General features: G+C 62.4%; 16 protein-coding genes. 2 read left to right on the top strand and 14 right to left on the bottom strand.

All coding sequences use genetic code 11. The features are described 5' to 3' along the window. Positions 1–57 precede the first annotated feature (57 nt). The 7 genes from acpP to yceD form a co-directional block, all read right to left on the bottom strand. Positions 58–294 carry an acyl carrier protein gene (gene acpP / locus JKV55_RS07875; protein WP_094040981.1) on the bottom strand — a complete coding sequence of 79 codons (237 nt, stop codon included), beginning with the start codon at positions 292–294 and terminating at the stop codon, positions 58–60. Positions 295–452: 158 nt separating this feature from the next. Next, entirely contained in the window at positions 453–1,187 is a 735-nt protein-coding gene (gene fabG, locus JKV55_RS07870; RefSeq protein ID WP_202083919.1) for a 3-oxoacyl-ACP reductase FabG, read from the bottom strand. A gap of 108 nt (positions 1,188–1,295) precedes the next feature. Beyond that, positions 1,296–2,231 (bottom strand): ACP S-malonyltransferase, encoded by a 936-nt coding sequence (fabD, locus tag JKV55_RS07865; RefSeq protein ID WP_202083917.1) that lies wholly within the window; start codon positions 2,229–2,231, stop codon positions 1,296–1,298. Between the two features lie 13 nt (positions 2,232–2,244). Next, positions 2,245–3,204 carry a beta-ketoacyl-ACP synthase III gene (locus JKV55_RS07860; protein ID WP_202083915.1) on the bottom strand — a complete coding sequence of 320 codons (960 nt, stop codon included), beginning with the start codon at positions 3,202–3,204 and terminating at the stop codon, positions 2,245–2,247. Between the two features lie 5 nt (positions 3,205–3,209). Beyond that, on the bottom strand, positions 3,210–4,220 hold the full coding sequence (gene plsX, locus JKV55_RS07855; RefSeq protein ID WP_202083913.1) for a phosphate acyltransferase PlsX: 1,011 nt from the start codon (positions 4,218–4,220) through the stop codon (positions 3,210–3,212). A gap of 10 nt (positions 4,221–4,230) precedes the next feature. Next, positions 4,231–4,401 (bottom strand): 50S ribosomal protein L32, encoded by a 171-nt coding sequence (rpmF, locus tag JKV55_RS07850; protein ID WP_094040976.1) that lies wholly within the window; start codon positions 4,399–4,401, stop codon positions 4,231–4,233. A 21-nt stretch (positions 4,402–4,422) separates the two neighbouring features. Continuing rightward, complete coding sequence (gene yceD / locus JKV55_RS07845; protein WP_202083911.1) at positions 4,423–4,944, bottom strand: 23S rRNA accumulation protein YceD; 522 nt, start codon at positions 4,942–4,944, stop codon at positions 4,423–4,425. Between the two features lie 159 nt (positions 4,945–5,103). Between yceD and JKV55_RS07840 the strand changes: the two genes are divergently transcribed. Then, complete coding sequence (locus JKV55_RS07840) at positions 5,104–5,682, top strand: Maf family protein (RefSeq protein ID WP_202083909.1); 579 nt, start codon at positions 5,104–5,106, stop codon at positions 5,680–5,682. A 120-nt stretch (positions 5,683–5,802) separates the two neighbouring features. Here JKV55_RS07840 and JKV55_RS07835 read toward each other — a convergent pair whose 3' ends face one another. Together JKV55_RS07835 and rluC are read right to left on the bottom strand one after the other, a co-directional pair. Further along, the gene (locus JKV55_RS07835) at positions 5,803–6,444 is read right to left on the bottom strand and encodes an HAD family hydrolase (RefSeq protein WP_202083907.1); all 642 of its coding nucleotides are present in this window, start codon (positions 6,442–6,444) and stop codon (positions 5,803–5,805) included. Continuing rightward, positions 6,441–7,391 (bottom strand): 23S rRNA pseudouridine(955/2504/2580) synthase RluC, encoded by a 951-nt coding sequence (rluC, locus tag JKV55_RS07830; protein WP_202083906.1) that lies wholly within the window; start codon positions 7,389–7,391, stop codon positions 6,441–6,443. The genes JKV55_RS07835 and rluC overlap by 4 nt, the downstream gene beginning before the upstream one ends. Before the next feature lie 333 nt (positions 7,392–7,724). Between rluC and rne the strand changes: the two genes are divergently transcribed. Then, positions 7,725–10,838: a ribonuclease E gene (gene rne / locus JKV55_RS07825; RefSeq protein ID WP_202083904.1), complete on the top strand. Its 3,114-nt coding sequence runs from the start codon at positions 7,725–7,727 to the stop codon at positions 10,836–10,838. Between the two features lie 47 nt (positions 10,839–10,885). Here rne and JKV55_RS07820 read toward each other — a convergent pair whose 3' ends face one another. From JKV55_RS07820 to apbC, 5 genes are all read right to left on the bottom strand, one after another. Further along, positions 10,886–11,362 (bottom strand): low molecular weight protein-tyrosine-phosphatase, encoded by a 477-nt coding sequence (locus tag JKV55_RS07820; RefSeq protein WP_237332742.1) that lies wholly within the window; start codon positions 11,360–11,362, stop codon positions 10,886–10,888. 576 nt (positions 11,363–11,938) lie between these two features. Continuing rightward, entirely contained in the window at positions 11,939–13,855 is a 1,917-nt protein-coding gene (locus JKV55_RS07815; RefSeq protein ID WP_202083902.1) for an AsmA family protein, read from the bottom strand. A 22-nt stretch (positions 13,856–13,877) separates the two neighbouring features. After that, the gene (gene dcd / locus JKV55_RS07810; RefSeq protein ID WP_202083900.1) at positions 13,878–14,459 is read right to left on the bottom strand and encodes a dCTP deaminase; all 582 of its coding nucleotides are present in this window, start codon (positions 14,457–14,459) and stop codon (positions 13,878–13,880) included. A gap of 21 nt (positions 14,460–14,480) precedes the next feature. Further along, complete coding sequence (gene udk / locus JKV55_RS07805) at positions 14,481–15,122, bottom strand: uridine kinase (RefSeq protein WP_202083898.1); 642 nt, start codon at positions 15,120–15,122, stop codon at positions 14,481–14,483. Positions 15,123–15,147: 25 nt separating this feature from the next. After that, positions 15,148–16,221, bottom strand: coding sequence for an iron-sulfur cluster carrier protein ApbC (gene apbC / locus JKV55_RS07800; protein ID WP_202083896.1), 1,074 nt, complete (start codon positions 16,219–16,221; stop codon positions 15,148–15,150). Positions 16,222–16,237: the final 16 nt, after the last annotated feature.

The raw sequence follows: 16,237 nt of genomic DNA, 5'->3' as shown, positions 1-16,237 counted from the left end.
TGGGGGTTAAAACGGGGAAAGAACCGAAGCGGCGGCTGCCACTCCGGTACAGGTTTGTTATTCCTGATTGGCGTTGATGTAATCAATCGCAGCTTGAACGGTAGTAATCTTTTCCGCTTCTTCGTCAGGAATCTCGGTGTCGAATTCTTCTTCCAGAGCCATTACCAGCTCAACTGTGTCCAGGGAATCAGCGCCCAGATCATCAACGAAAGAGGCTTCGGGTTTTACTTCTTCTTCCTTAACGCCCAGTTGCTCAACAATGATTTTCTTTACGCGTTCTTCGATGTTGCTCATGACCAGTATTTTCCTTTAGAAATACGCAAGTGCGTGTCGTTGCGGTAGTGTATTAAATTGACCGTAGTTTGCAAGCCTATTTGAGGCTGGTCTAACCAGAATTTATGCTAAAAATGCAGCAATTTCCGTCAAATAGGGTCTAACTGCCGGGATTTTCATCAAACCATGTACATGCCGCCGTTAACGTGCAGCGTTTCACCGGTGATATAACCGGCTTCTTCCGACGCCAGAAAGGCAACGGCGGATGCAATTTCCTTGGCTTCACCCAGACGTTGTGCCGGAACCTGTGACAAGATAGCGGCCCTTTGCTCGTCATTCAATGCGCGCGTCATGTCAGTTTCAATAAATCCGGGGGCCACCACATTTACGGTAATGCCACGGGACGCCACTTCCCGGCCCAGGGACTTGCTGAAACCGATTAAACCGGCCTTGGCAGCCGCATAGTTGGCCTGGCCCGCATTGCCCATGGTGCCCACGACGGAGCCGATGGTGATGATGCGGCCGAAGCGTTTCTTCATCATGGCACGCAGCACCGCCTTGGACAGACGGAATACCGAGGTCAGGTTGGTGTCCAGGATATCCTGCCATTCCTCGTCCTTCATCCGCATCATCAGATTGTCGCGGGTGATGCCGGCATTGTTGACCAACACGTCGATGTCGCCGTAGCGCTGCTTGATGGTGTCGAGCAGCTGGCTCATGGATTCCGCATCGGTGACGTTCAGCACCAGGCCTGTCCCGTTTTCGCCCAGATAGGCGCTGATCGCCTCGGCGCCCTGGTCGCTGGTGGCGGTACCGATCACGGTGGCACCGCGGCTGGCAAACAATTCTGCGGTGGCCCGGCCGATACCCCGGCTGGCCCCGGTGACCAGCACCACTTTACCGGAAAAACTCATAATGACTCCTTTAAACCGTGGGGAGGATGGTGGCGCAACACAGGCTCCACCATCCCCTATTGAATTTCGTCACTTGCCGAAGCCGGGAAAACCCGCCTCCGCTCTTAATCAACCCTTAACGGCGGCCAGCGCCTGCTCCAGGCCGGCGTCGTCATTCACCGCCAGGCCCTCGACCCGTTTGTCGATGCGCTTGGCCAGACCGGTCAGCACCTTGCCGGGCCCCACCTCCAGTGCCAGGGTGATTCCCTGCCCGGCCATGGCTTCCACGGTTTCGGTCCAGCGCACCGGGCTGTACAGTTGGCGCACCAGGGCGTCCTTGATAGCGGCGGGATCGGTCTCGGCCCTGACGTCGACGTTGTTGATCACGGGCACGGCCGGTGTATTGAAGCTCATCCCGGCCAGGGTCTCGGCCAGCTTTTCGGCGGCCGGACGCATCAGGGCGCAGTGGGACGGCACGCTCACCGGCAGCGGCAGCGCACGTTTGGCGCCGCTGTCCTTCATCAGGGTGTTGGCCCGCTCCACCGCCGCCTTGTGGCCGGCGATCACCACCTGCCCCGGGGAGTTGAAGTTCACCGCCGACACCACCTCGCCCTGCTCGGCCTTGGCACAGTTGGCAACGATGGTGTCGTTGTCCAGGCCGATGATGGCGGACATGGCACCGGTACCTTCGGGCACCGCCTCCTGCATCAGTCGGCCGCGCAGCTCCACCAGCCGGACACCGTCGGCCAGGGACAGCACGCCGGCACACACCAGGGCGGAATATTCGCCCAGGCTGTGGCCGGCCATCACCGCCGGTGCGGCTCCGCCCTGCTGTTGCCACAGCCGCCACAGGGCGACGGACGCGGTCAACAGCGCCGGCTGGGTGCGCCAGGTCTTGTTCAGCTCTTCCGCCGGGCCGTTCAGTACCAGCTCGGCCATGTCATAGCCCAGCGCGGTAGACGCCTCGGCAAAGGTCTGCTTCACGATGTCATGCTCGGCCAGCACGCCCGCGAGCATGCCCACCGCCTGGGATCCCTGTCCGGGAAAGGTAATGGCAAAAGTCATGGTGTTTCCTTCTTTAAAAACGAACCAGGGCCGAGCCCCAGGCAAAACCGCCACCGAAGGCCTCCAGCAATACCAGATGGCCGCGCTGGATGCGACCGTCGCGCACGCCCTCGTCCAGGGCGATGGGCACGCTGGCGGCAGAGGTGTTGCCGTGCTTGTCGAGGGTCAGGATCACCCGTTCGAGCGGCATGTTCAGCTTGCGGGCCGTGGCGTTGATGATGCGGTAGTTGGCCTGGTGCGGCACCAGCCAGTCCAGCTCGGACTTGTCGATGCCGTTGGCCTCCAGAGTCTGGGTCACGATGTCGCTCAGGCGCGACACCGCCACCTTGAACACCTCGTTGCCCTTCATGTGCATGTAGGCGTCCATCTCGCTGCCGGTGACCCCCCGCTGCCGCTGGGGCAACTTGAGCAACTCGCCGTAGCGGCCGTCGGCATGCAGGTGCGTGGACAAGATACCGGGCTCTTCGCTGGCCCCGAGCACCACGGCACCGGCGCCGTCACCGAATAAGATGATAGTCGAACGATCGTCCGGCGCGCACATGCGTGACAGCGCATCGGCGCCGATCACCAGGATATGACGGGCCTGGCCGCCGCGGATAAACTGGTCGGCGACACTCAGGGCATAGCTGAAGCCGGCGCAGGCGGCAGCGATGTCGAAGGCCGGGATACCGGGAACCTCGAGCATGGCCTGCACTTCACAGGCCGCCGCCGGAAAGGCATTGTCGGCACTGGTGGTGGCCAGCACTATCATGTCCAGCTGCTGCGCCTCGATACCGGCCGCGTCCAGGGCGCGCAACGCCGCGCCATAAGACATGGTGGCGATGCTCTCCTCCGCCCCGGCGATGCGGCGCTCTCGAATGCCGGTGCGCTCGAGGATCCAGTCGTCGCTGGTCTCTACCATTTGCTCCAGGTCGGCATTGGTACGTACCGCCTCTGGCAGGTAGCTGCCAGTTCCCAATATTCTACTGTTCATAGGCGTTATCTTGCGTGACTGTCCTGTGGGGCAGTGTCAAAACGATGCGCGATGCTTGCCGGCAGCTCATGTTCAATTTCGGCCACGGCCTGCAAGATCGCATTTAAGAAGGCGGGTGAGCCGGCACTCCCATGGCTCTTGACCACACTGGCGCGTAATCCTATCAGACTCGCACCGTTATACTGGTCGGGGTTCAGATGGGAAAGCCGCTTTTTTAACCAAAAAGTCAGCATTTTCCACAAAATGCCGCGATGTTGCCCCAATCCCAGCAACAGCCGGGCCACCCCCTCGCTGGCTTTCAGAGCCACATTGCCGACGAAGCCATCGCACACGATGACATCGGCCTTGCCGGCAAAGAGATCGTCCCCTTCCACATAACCCGTATAATGCAACCCCTCTACCTTGGCTAGCCGCTGGGCGGCCTCACGCACCGCCTCGTTGCCCTTGTTCGCTTCCGCGCCCACGTTCAGCAAGGCAATACGAGGGCAAGACAATCCCTGGGTATGGCGCGCCGCCTGTTCCCCCATCAACGCAAACTGCAGCAGTTGGTCGGCGTCACAGCTGACATTGGCCCCCACATCCAGCAACAAGGCATAACCGCCGCCGGCTTGCGGCAGCCGGGTGATCAGGGCCGGCCTGTCCACCCCGGGCAAGGTATTGAGCACCTTCATGGCCATCGCCATCAAGGCGCCGGTATTGCCGGCACTGACACAGGCACCGGCCTGTCCGGTGGCCAGGGCATCGAGCGCCTTGCGCATGGAAGAATCGGTCAGATGCCGCAGGGCATAAGCGGCCTTGTGCTCATTGCCCACCTGCTGGGAGCAGAAATGTACGCGTACCCGGGCATGGGATTGTAAATGAAACCGGCTTAGCCAGGGAGAAAGTTCCGCTTCCGGGCCAAAGAGGACCAGATTAAGATTGGGCAGAAGCGACAGTGCCTGCGCGGCGGCAGGCACTGTGACTGAGGGGCCATGATCGCCCCCCATCATATCTAACGCAACAATCAGCTGCGACAAAAGGCAACCCTTACTTGGCGATTACCTTTTTACCACGGTAGAAACCATCGGCAGTCACGTGGTGACGACGATGGATTTCGCCAGTGGTTTGATCCACAGACAGAGCAGCAGTGCTCAGTGCATCGTGTGAACGACGCATACCACGTCTGGAACGGGTTTTACGGTTCTGTTGTACGGCCATTTGACCTCACTCCTAAATCAGTTACTTACGTTTCAATTCTTCCAGAATCGCGAAAGGATTCGGACGCTCGTCGGTGGTGGGGATATCCCCGAAGCTCATGTCGTACTTGCCCTCGGCACAGTGTTCATTTTCATGAACCGGCACCAGTGGCAGGTTGAGAATGAGTTCATCCTCAATGACCTGAACCAGGTTGATTTCACCAAACTCATCCACCTCAAAGGTGTCGTAGGCTTCCGGCAACTCCGGCGCCTCGGCGTCTTCACGCAGAGGCGTGTATGTAAACTCGGACTCTATAGCGGTATCAAACAGCTCATTACAACGTTGGCACTGGAGTGTTACCTGCGCACGGGCCTGGCCCGACATCACACGCAACCCTTGGGCATCTGTACCAAAGCTCAGAGAGACGTCAATATCACCATGGATACCTTGGGTTGATTCCGCCAGTCTGGGCATCAGCGCTGGGGCATAAGCGCCTTGATAATCGAGACGTTTAAGCGCGCAGCGAGCGGGATCAACCTTAATGGGCAACTTTACCTTTTCCATAAGGCGCGCATATTATAGCGACCGGACACGGGAGTCAAAGGGAAAAATGCCTTGCAAGTCAATAACCAGACCAAAGGTGGCCCGGGCGATGCCCAGGGCATGACGACGGCTCGACAAGGCACTACAATCCGGGTTTTGCTGTAACGCGCCCAGGTGACCATGGCCCATATTATCCTCGCTTCTTCCTCCCGCTACCGCCAGCAGTTGCTGCGCAAGCTGGGACTGGATTTCGACTGTCATAGCCCGGCTATCGATGAGTCGCCCCTGCCCGATGAAAGCGCCGACGCGCTGGTGTTGCGCCTGGCGCAGCAGAAAGCCCGGGCGGTGGCCGCACTGTACCCCAAGGGCCTGGTGATTGGCTCGGACCAGGTCTGTGTCAACCAGGGCCGGATACTGGGTAAACCCGGCACCCGGGAACAGGCCCGGGCACAACTGCTGGCCGCCAGCGGTAATGCCGTCACCTTCTATACCGGCCTGGCCGTGCTGGATGCGGCGAGCGGCGAGCTGCACTCGCTGGTCGAGCCCTTCACGGTTCATTTCCGTAGGCTGAACGACACCCAGATAGACCGCTACCTGGACAGGGAGCCGGCCCTGGACTGCGCCGGTGCCTTCAAGTGCGAAGGCCTCGGCATCAGCCTGTTCGAACGCATGGAGGGGCGGGATCCCAACAGCCTGGTCGGCCTGCCGCTGATCGGACTGGTGGACTTGCTGGCCCGTTTCGGGGTGGAAGTGCCCTGAGCTGGAAGCTGGAAGCTGGAAGCTGGAAGCTGGAAGCTGGAGCATCGGCACCACGGCCCGGGTCGTCAAGCAACTCGGGCTGCTTCCAGCCGAGCGTTTACAGCACTGCCTGCCGGATGGTTACAGCCAGCGCGGCAGCTGGCGGATATCATCGATTAGGGTTAACGGTGTATGTTGGCATAATATTTCATGGCCATGGACGCCGTAGGTCACCCCGATGCGGTCCATGCCGATGGCTTCGGCCATGGCCAGATCGTAGCTGGAATCCCCCACCATCACCGCCTGCCCGGGTGTCAGCTGCAGCTCGTTCAGGATCTGCTCCAGCATCAGCGGGTGAGGCTTTGACTGGGCCTCATCCGCCCCGCGCAAGGCATGAAAATAGGGGCCCAACCCGGTTTCCTCCAGCACCCGATCCAGCCCCGCCCTCGCCTTGCCGGTGGCCACCGCCAGCCGATAGCCATGCCGGTGCAGACCCATAACGATATCGGCAACGCCGTCGAACAGCGGCGAAGGCGTACAATTCAGCTCCAGGTAGTGCCGGCGATAAGCCGCAAACAGGGCATCCGCCTGCCCGGCCGGCAGTGGGCCGAACAGCAGCGGAAATGCCTGATGAAGGCTGAGCCCGATGATATGGCGCACCTCGGCGGCCTCGGGCCGCGGCAGACCGCATTCGGCCGCCGCGGCCTGCATGGAAGAAACGATACGCGCGACAGAGTCCATCAGAGTACCGTCCCAGTCGAAGACCACCAACTGGTACTTCATGCCGGCGGCAGCTTGTCGAGCAGCCGCTGCAAACCCGGTTCCAGCGGTGCCTCCAGGGTCATGGTCTGCTCCAGCCGCGGGTGGTAGAAGCGGATACGGCAGGCATGCAGGAACAGCCGGCCCAGGCCCAGCTCGCGCATGCTGTCATCAAACTGGGCATCACCGTATTTGTTGTCGCCGGCAATAGGATGCCCCGCATGCAGGCTGTGTACCCGGATCTGGTGGGTACGGCCGGTCACCGGGCTGGCCTCCACCAGGGTCGCCTCCCGGTAGCGCCGGATGATGCGGAAACGGGTTTCCGAGGGTTTTCCTTCCTTATCTACCCGCACCACGCGTTCACCCGACGCCAGCACATTTTTCTTGAGCGGCGCCGTCACCGCCTTTTGATGCGCCTGCCACTGGCCGCGCACCAGGGCAAAATAGTGCTTATCCATGGTCTTGTCGCGCAGCTGCTCATGCAGGCTTTTCAGCATGCTGCGCTTCTTGGCAATCAGCAGTATGCCGGAGGTATCCCGATCCAGCCGGTGCACCAGTTCAAGGAAACGCGCCTCGGGCCGCAAGGCGCGCATGCCTTCGATCACCCCGAAACTCAGGCCGCTGCCGCCATGCACGGCGGTGCCCGCCGGTTTGTTCAGCACGATAAGGGCGTCGTCTTCATAGAGGATGGCGGCGTCCAGGGCCTGTACCTTGTCGAGTCGGGCCGAGGGCAACTCCTGCTCCCGCTCCGCCACCCGCACCGGCGGCACCCGGATCACGTCACCGGCCAGCAGTTTGTATTCCGGTTTGATGCGCTTTTTGTTAACCCTAACCTCACCCTTGCGCAAAATTCGATAAATCAGGCTTTTGGGAACGCCTTTAAGCTGAGTCCGTAAAAAGTTGTCGATGCGCTGCCCTTCATGCTCAGCCTCTATGGTGAGCAGCCGCACGTTTTGCTGTTCTGGTTTCATGGCCGCCATTCTAACATCAGCCACGGGGCTTTTGCTGTAAAAAAGGCGCCTTGCTAATATTGAGGGTAAAGTGTGATAATGCATGCGTTTTTCGTGCTTTCCGCAACCGGACGGCGCAGCCTGAATACCCTTGGTTATCCGTTTTATTCGCGGCCTTTGGGCTCCCCCCTCTGACGTGAAAGACACCTGAAAATGCGCCTCATGCGTACCCAGCCGGGAGGCTGTACCCGTTACGCTAACAGACTCGAGGCCGGTGCCGGTCGGAATTCAATGGCCAACCAGGGGATACAAACACTGTAACAACAGTAAAAACCTAATAAAAAAGAGTACTCAATGAAAAGAATGCTGATTAACGCAACCCAAGAAGAGGAGTTGCGTGTAGCCCTGGTAGACGGGCAGAAACTCTACGATCTGGATATCGAAAGCCCCGGCCACGAACAGAAAAAAGCCAACATCTATAAAGGCAAGATCACTCGGGTAGAACCCAGCCTGGAAGCCGCCTTTGTCGACTACGGCGCCGACCGCCACGGCTTTTTGCCGCTCAAGGAAATCGCCCGCAACTATTTCCCCCCCGGTTACAGCTACCAAGGCCGCCCCAACATCAAGGAAGTGGTCAAGGAAGGGCAGGAAGTCATCGTCCAGATCGACAAGGAAGAGCGCGGCAACAAAGGGGCGGCCCTCACTACCTTCATCAGCCTGGCGGGCTCCTACCTGGTGCTGATGCCCAACAACCCCCGTGCCGGCGGCATTTCCCGCCGTATCGAGGGTGACGAGCGCACCGAACTGAAGGAAGCCCTCGGCCACCTCAAGCTGCCCGACGGCATGGGTCTTATCGTCCGTACCGCCGGTGTGGGCAAGTCCGGCGAAGAGCTGGAGTGGGATCTGCACGTGCTGCAAACCCACTGGGCCGCCATCCAGGAAGCCGCCGAAAGCCGCACCGCCCCCTTCCTGATCCACCAGGAAAGCAATGTCATCGTCCGCGCTATCCGCGACTACCTGCGCCGGGACATCGGCGAGATCCTGATCGACAACCCGGTGGTGTTCGAGCGGGCCAAGCAGCACATCCAGCTGGTGCGTCCCGATTTCATCAACAGGGTCAAGCTGTACGAGGGCGACGTGCCCATGTTCAGCCACTACCAGATCGAGAGCCAAATCGAGTCCGCCTTCCAGCGGGAAGTGCGCCTGCCCTCCGGCGGCAGCATCGTCATCGATCCTACCGAAGCGCTGACCAGCATCGACATCAACTCTTCCCGTGCCACCAAGGGCGGCGATATCGAGGAAACCGCGCTGCAGACCAACCTGGAAGCGGCGGAAGAAATCGCCCGCCAGCTGCGCCTGCGCGACCTGGGCGGCCTGGTGGTAATCGACTTTATCGACATGACCCCGGTGCGCCACCAGCGGGAGGTGGAAAACCGCCTGCGCGATGCCGTGCGCCAGGACCGGGCCCGCATCCAGCTGGGCCGCATCTCCCGTTTCGGCCTGCTGGAAATGTCCCGCCAGCGGCTGCGCCCGTCGCTGGGCGAGTCCAGCACCCACGTCTGCCCCCGCTGCCTGGGCCAGGGCACCATCCGCGACAACGAGTCCCTGGCCCTGGCCATACTGCGCCTGATCGAAGAAGAAGCGCTCAAGGACAACACCGGGCAAATTCACGCCCAGGTGCCGGTCGACGTGGCCGCCTATCTGCTCAACGAAAAGCGCAAGTCCATCGCCGGGCTGGAAAACCGCTACCAGGTTGTCATTTATATTATCCCCAACGAACAGCTCGAGACGCCTCACTTCGAGGTTGCACGGGTACGCACCAACGATGTGGAAGACGTCACCAGCTTCGATCTGAAAACCACGATCGAAAGACCGGCGTACACCCCTCGACAAAGCCAGGGCGCGCCCAAGAGCGAACAGCCGGCCTTGCAAGGCTTTGCCGCTCCGGCACCGGCACCGGCCCCCGTACCGGTGGCAGCCAAGGTTGAACCCGTTCCGGCGGCCCAACCCAGCCTGCTGAGCCGCCTGTTCTGCGCCCTGTCCAGCTGGTTCAAGGGCTCGGCAGAGCCGACGCAAGCCGTTGCGGAGCCAAGTGAACAGCCTGCTCGTCCGTCCGCCCGCGGTAGCGAGCGTCGGGAGCGCGGCGAACGCGGCGAACGTCGCAACAACCGCAACCGCAGACCACGGGATGAAGAGCGTGCCCCCAGGCCGGCCCCGATGGCCCAGGCCGAGCCGTCCGCCGAGCTGAAAACCGACAAACCCCGCCGCGAGCGTCGTAAACCGCGCCGCGAGCAGCCTCAACAGGAGCGGCAGAAGCCGCAACAGAAAGAAATCGCCGCAGTCGAACTGCCGCTGGTGCAGGCTCCCCTCCCCGCACAGGAAGCTGAGCTGGTGGAGCACGAGCAGAAGGAACTGGTGGTGGCGGAGCGCCGTCAGCGTCGCCAGATGCGTAAAAAAGTGCGCATGGATGCGGAAGGCCGCCAGGGTGACACCTCTCCCACCGGTGCAGCCGTGCCGGCCGACGAGGCTCAGGAAAAGGCAGAGCGCCGTCCACGCCGCCAGCCCAAAACCCAGATGGAAGAGGAAGCGGTAACGGCAGTGGCCGCAGAGTCGCTCGCCGACGTCACCGAGCAGCCGTCTCATCACCAGCGCAGCACCATGCCCAAGCGCAAGCGCATCAACGAAGACAGCCGCCGCCAGCGCCGCCAGGACAGCGTTGCCGCCCTGATCGCCGCCCAGGGTGAAGATAAATGGGTCGCCCAGGAAGACACGGCCGCCATCCCGGCGGTAGAGACCGAGCCGTCCCCCTCTGCGGTTGACAAGACCCGGAGCGTGCCGCAGGCAGCCTCTGAGCAGGAAGTGCAAGCCGTAGCGGTTGCCGAGGAAGCCGCTCCGGCGCCTCTTTCCGAGGAAGAGGTCGTTGGTGCCGAGCCCCGGCCTGCAGTTGTGCTCGAACCGAAAGTCGAGTCCGTACAGCCCGAGGTCGCGCCTGTGATGGAAGCTCCCGTCCAGCACCAGGCCGAGCCGGAAACCGTGGTGGCAGAGCCGAAAACCGTGGTGGCCGAGCCGGTGGCCGCGTTGTCCGAGCCGAAAACCGTGGTATCCGAGCCGGTGGCCGCGTTGTCCGAGCCGGAAACCGTGGTATCCGAGCCGGTGGCCGCGCTGTCCGAGCCGGAAACCGTGGTGGCCGAGCCGGTGGCAGAGGTTGTCCCTCAGCCGGCCGCCGCCCCCGTATCGGCGCCCGAGGCAGCCCCGGCGAATGGCAAGCCCGGGCAGGTATCCGGTCTCTATCAGGCCGCCCATCAGGCCTCTGCCCCCATGGCCAAGCCACCGGCGGTACCCGTTGTGCCTTACGTCAAACCGGACTATCCGCCACTGGAGCGCAAAGCCGTTGTGACCAGCGGCCGGCACGCCGGCACAGGAGCGGCCCGCAGTACCGCTTCAGCGCCCATGAGCAAGCCCGAGTAACGGCTCGGCTAGCTCGCAAAAGGCTCCCGCGACGGGAGCCTTTTTTGTTATCCCCGCTGTCGGTGGAAATGGCTCAACAGACCGTCACAGGCAGATTCAATCAAGTCCAACACCCGCTCAAAACCCTGATCTCCACCATAATAGGGATCCGGCACTTCCTGCTCCGGCTCGGCGGCAAAGCTCAGCAACAGCTTGACCTTGTGATGGTGCTCCGGCGGACAGGCGGTTTTCAGATCGGCCAGGTTGCTGCGGTCGGCGGCCAGGATAAGATCGAACTCGATAAAATCCTCCCTCCTTATCTTGCGCGCACTGATCCCGCTGAAGTCGTACCCCCTCGCCTCTCCCGCCGCCCGGGAACGGCCGTCCGGGGCCGCCCCGCTGTGGTAGCTTATGGTTCCTGCTGAGTCCATACCGATATCCAGCCCCGCCGCCCGCACCTTGTGACGGAACACCGCCTCGGCCGTGGGCGAACGGCAAATGTTGCCCATGCACACGAACAAGACGCTGATTTTTTTTGTTTTCAATGGATTACCCCTTATTCGAGGCTATTTTCCGCCTTCAGTGAGTGATAAACAAATCCTGTATATTCAGTGAATTAGGAATAATTTTGGGGAATAGTTCCGGAAAAAACAACCTCTGCCACCGTCCCCGGCTGCCAGCTGCCAGCTGCCGCTACTCTGCGGCCAGCACAGACCCCGATGCCCCCAAGGTGAGCATATCTCTCAGCCCATGCTACACTTTTTCCTGGGCCAACGGAGGGAATACTATGAGGCATAGCAAACCAAGGACATTAGCCCAAAGCCGGGGCTTGGCAACCGCCGAGCCCGGATTAACCCGCCGCCTGGTACTGACCGGTCCGGACACCGGGCTGGCCGGCACAGTAAAAGTGATGGGGCGGGAACTGGTGGCCTATGGGCTGACCTCTGCCCAGGCTGAGGCGGTGGCCGAGGCTTACAGGAAGGAGCAATGACCGCCACCCGGGATACGGACTGCATGGCGGAGGCGCGCCGTCGGGGACCTGAGGTGCAACAGCAGGCGCTGCAGCAGTTCCGGGGAGGTTGAAAAGGACAAGCGGGGTGGCCGGAGCCGCCCCGCTTGTTTCAGCGCTTGAGCCGGTCCAGCAGGCCGGGCAGCCGCTGCTGGATCTTGTCGCCCAGCTCCTCACCCAATTTTTCGTCGAGCCGCTGTTGCAGCCGCTCGGCTTCCCTGTCCACCCTGTCGCGCAGGTAGCGATCGAATACCTGCTGCATGTCCAAGGCATACCTCGGCGCCTGGTAGCTGCCGCTGATGCGTACCGGCAGGCTGATGTTCCTGAGCTCGGTGAGCTCCTCTCCGTCCTGGCCCTTGAGGCTGCCCACGATGGCGGTGTTCAGCAACACATTCAGGGACTGGTCGAGCAGGCTGGTTTCTCCCTCCCCCTGGATGCGCAGCAGGGGTGATGACATCTGGAGGTTGTCGGTCGTGACCTTGCCGCCGCCAATCCTGAAGTCGGCGCTCAGGGCGCTGAAGTCGGTCTTTTGCACCGCCTCTTCCGCCGGCAGCGGCTGGCCCTTCACCTGGGCATAGCCGCGGCGGATCATCGCCGGGATATTGACCCCGTGCAGGGCGCCGTCGGTCATCTTCAGCACGCTGCTGCCCCGAATGCTGCGCCTGGCGGCCTCGGCGGTCAGGCCCTGCCCTTGCAAGTCCAGCGCCAGGGTTGCCTTGCCCGCCAGATAGTCGATGTCCATGGCGGCGGCCAGCAGCGCCCGGGCATCGATCCCGGTCAGGGTCTTTTTCACCCTGAACCCGGCCGGGCTGGTGTTGGCGTCGAGCTCGCCGCTGGCGTCGATACGGCCCTGGTACAGCTGCGCCTGCACATCTTCCAGCCTCAGCTTACCCTGATCCAGTTGAACCCGGATGCTCAGCTGCTCCAGCTCCACCCCCTGGACGCTGACCTTGTCGGCGTTCAGGCTACCTTCAACATCCACTCCTTTCAGGAAAGACAGGTCGGGCTCTCGGGGCGCTTCCGGAGAAGGCCGGGCGGCCCCCGTGCCCGATGCCGGCGCGCCGGTCGACGAACTGTCCTGCTGCTGGCTCCATTCGGCCAGCAGGGCGTCCACGTCCAGCAACGGCGTGACCAGGGCGAAGCGTACCTCGGGCAGCGTCTTGTGCTGCACCGAGAGGGCCCCGCTCAGATCCAGGGCACCCAGTTGCAGTGCCAGCTCGGTAAACTCGGCCCGCTTCTGGTCCAGATCGTAGGCCAGCTCACCGGCCAGGCGCAGTTGCTTGGTGCCGGGAATGGCCCGGCCGGTGGCGTCCACCGCCAGCTGCAACCCCTCCAGGCGCAGCCCATCGAAGTCCGGCGCCAGCCACAGCCGGCCGTCGGCACTGATATTGGCCTGCACCTCGTCGCTGAACAGGTTGCCGGAGAGGCTGAGCGGCACCGACTCGCCGGGGGCGAAGGCATCCAGGGTGAGGTTGACCCGGTTCAGCCGGGTCAGTCGATTGTTCGCCTCGTCCTGCATCACCACTTCGGCATCGGTGACCCTGACCCCGGCCAGGCTGAGGCTCATGGGCGTACGCTCGTCCTCCTGTTCGCGCGACGGCCCGGACTCCGCCTCGGCCGGCACTTCCCGCCCGGACAGCTCGCGCAGATCGTCGAGGTTGGACACCCCGTCGGCCCGGGTGATCAGGTGCAGGCGGGCGTTGTTCAGCACCATTTCCCCGATCTCCAGCCGGTTGTCGAACAGCGGCTTCAAGGCCACGTCCAGGCTCACCTCGCCGATGGCGAGGGTGGGCCCTTCCGGGAAACCGGGCGGATTGAGCAGGGCGGTATTACCCAGGGTGAAACCGATGGACGGGAAGAAGCGCCAGCTCAGGTCGCCCTCTATCACCAGGGTGCGGCCGGTCTTCTCCCGGGTCTGCTCGATCAGCACCCGTTTGACCCGTTCTGTGTCCACCAGTTGCGTCAGCGCCACCAGCGCCAGCATCAGTAACAACAGCAGGGCGCCCAGCCCGTAGAGCCATTTCTTCATTGTCATTATCCCCTGTTGAGGTTCAGTCCTGGTTGATCCGGCTGGCATCCGCTCCTTTCTGGGCCTTGTACTTGGCACTGGCGCGGCTCATATAGGGCCGCTCCGCCGGTCCCGACATGGTCTCGAAATTGAGCGCGCCGATCACCATCTTGGGCCGCAGCGCCAGGGGCAGCTTGCCGCTGTTGTAGAATTCCAGCACGATGCGCCCGGACCAGCCCGGATCGATGCGGTGGGCGGTGACGTGTACCATCAACCCCAGCCGGGCCAGGGAGGAGCGGCCGTCCAGCCAGCCGACGATGTCATCGGGCAGGGTAACGGACTCGTGCGTTACTGCCAAGGCCAGTTCCCCCGGATGCAGGAAGAAGGCTTCGCCGTCGTTGATAAAGATCTCGTCGCTCATCACCCGGTTGATGGCCTCGGACACCTGGGCGCTGGGGCCGCTCAGATCGATATAGGGGGCGGTATGATCCTGGAACACCCGGAACTCGTTGCCGAGCAGTACGTCGACACTCACCCCGCTGATCCGCTCCGGCAGCGGTTCGGGGGTAATGCGGATAAGACCTTCGGCCAGGTAACGCTTGATATCACGGTCGCACAGACGCATGAAGACTCCTTGATTCGGTGATTAGTCCATCAACAGATGACGGATACGGGACTTGATCATGTCGGTGGCGATGCGGTTCTTGCCGCCCCGCGGTACTATCACGTCCGCATGCTGCTTGGACGGCTCGATAAACTGCAGGAACATGGGCCTCACCGTGTCCCGATACTGTTGCAGCACCGAGTCCATGGAGCGGCCGCGCTCTTCCACATCCCGCTGCAGCCGGCGGATAAGACAGATGTCCAGGGGGGTGTCCATAAAGATGGTGGCGTCCATCAGCTCGCGCAGCACCGGATCCGTGAGCAGCAGTATGCCTTCGAGGATGATCACCTTCTTCGGCAGGAAGTGGATGCTCTCCGAAGTACGGGTATGGGCCACGTAGGAATACTGGGGAATGTCCACCGACTCGCCCCGGCTGAGGGCTCGCAGCTGCTCGGCCAGCAGTTCGTGGTCCAGGGCCCGGGGGTGGTCGTAGTTGGTTTTTATCCGTTCTTCCATGGTCAGGTGACCCTGATCCCGGTAATAGCAATCCTCGCTGATCACCCCGATCTCGGCGGCATCCAGCTCCGCCATCAGCTCGTTGTAAATGGTCTGGGCAATCAAGCTCTTGCCCGAGGCGGATGCACCGGCAATGCCGATGATCACGCAGCTGCGTTGTTCTGACATTCTGTTACCTGAAAATAGAAAAGGGTCACACCAACCGGGTATAGAGGCTGGTGGGAATGGTCTTGCCGGTAAAGTACAGGCCGGCGGCCACCCGGGCGGCGATGTCCAGGTAGGCCCGGGCGATATGCCCGTCGGGATCGGCCGCCACCGTGGGCGTCCCCCGGTCCATCTGCCGGCAGAGGTTCGCATCCAGCGGCAACTGGCCGAGCAGGGGCACCTGGTGCTCGGTCGACACCCGCACCCCGCCCCCTTCGCCGAACAGGGCTTCCCGGTGGCCGCAGGCGCCGCACTGGTGGTAGCTCATGTTCTCGATCACCCCCAGCACCGGAATATTGACCTTGCGGAACATATTGATGCCCTTGACCGCGTCGGCCAGGGCCACGTTCTGGGGCGTGGTCACCACCAGGGCCGCCGTGGTGGGCACCTGCTGGGCGATGGTGATCTGGATGTCGCCGGTGCCCGGCGGCAGGTCCACCACCAGGTAGTCGAGCTCGCCCCAGCGGGTCTCGCGCAGGATCTGCGACAGCGCCTTGCTGGCCATGGGCCCGCGCCAGATGGTGGCGTCGTCCGCCGCGACCAAGAAGCCGATGCTGTTGGCCTTGAGGCCGTGGGCCTCGATGGGGCTCATGGTCTTGCCGTCGTCGCTTTCCGGCCGGGCGTCGGGCACCCCCAGCATCAGCGGGATGGACGGTCCATAGACGTCCGCGTCCAGGATGCCGACCCGGGCCCCCTGGCGCTTGAGCGCCAGCGCCAGGTTGACCGCGGTGGTGGACTTGCCCACCCCGCCCTTGCCGGAGGAGACGGCGATGATATTGCGCACCCCGGCCACGCCCTGGATCTCGTTGGTCCGGGCCAGGGTGGCCACGTCGACGCGCAATTGCCAGCGCACCGAGCGGGCACCGCTCAGGGCGCACAGCTCGGCGTCCAGGCCGTGCAGCGCCGCTTCCACCGCCAGCTCGGCGAAGGGCAGCACCAGGCTGATGACCAGTTCGTCCCGCTCGAGTGCGATGCCGCGCACAAAACCGGCACCGACCGGATCCTGGGCCCAGTGCGGCGGCCTGAATTGCGCGAGCCGGGCGCTAATCTGTTCGTTGTTCATGCTGTTTCGCCTGATA

The sequence above is a fragment of the Zobellella iuensis genome (assembly GCF_016746085.1).
In the GTDB taxonomy this organism is placed as follows: domain Bacteria; phylum Pseudomonadota; class Gammaproteobacteria; order Enterobacterales; family Aeromonadaceae; genus Oceanimonas; species Oceanimonas iuensis.
Note: the sequence above shows the minus strand (reverse complement) of the source record. Positions and strands in the feature narration are given on the sequence as shown.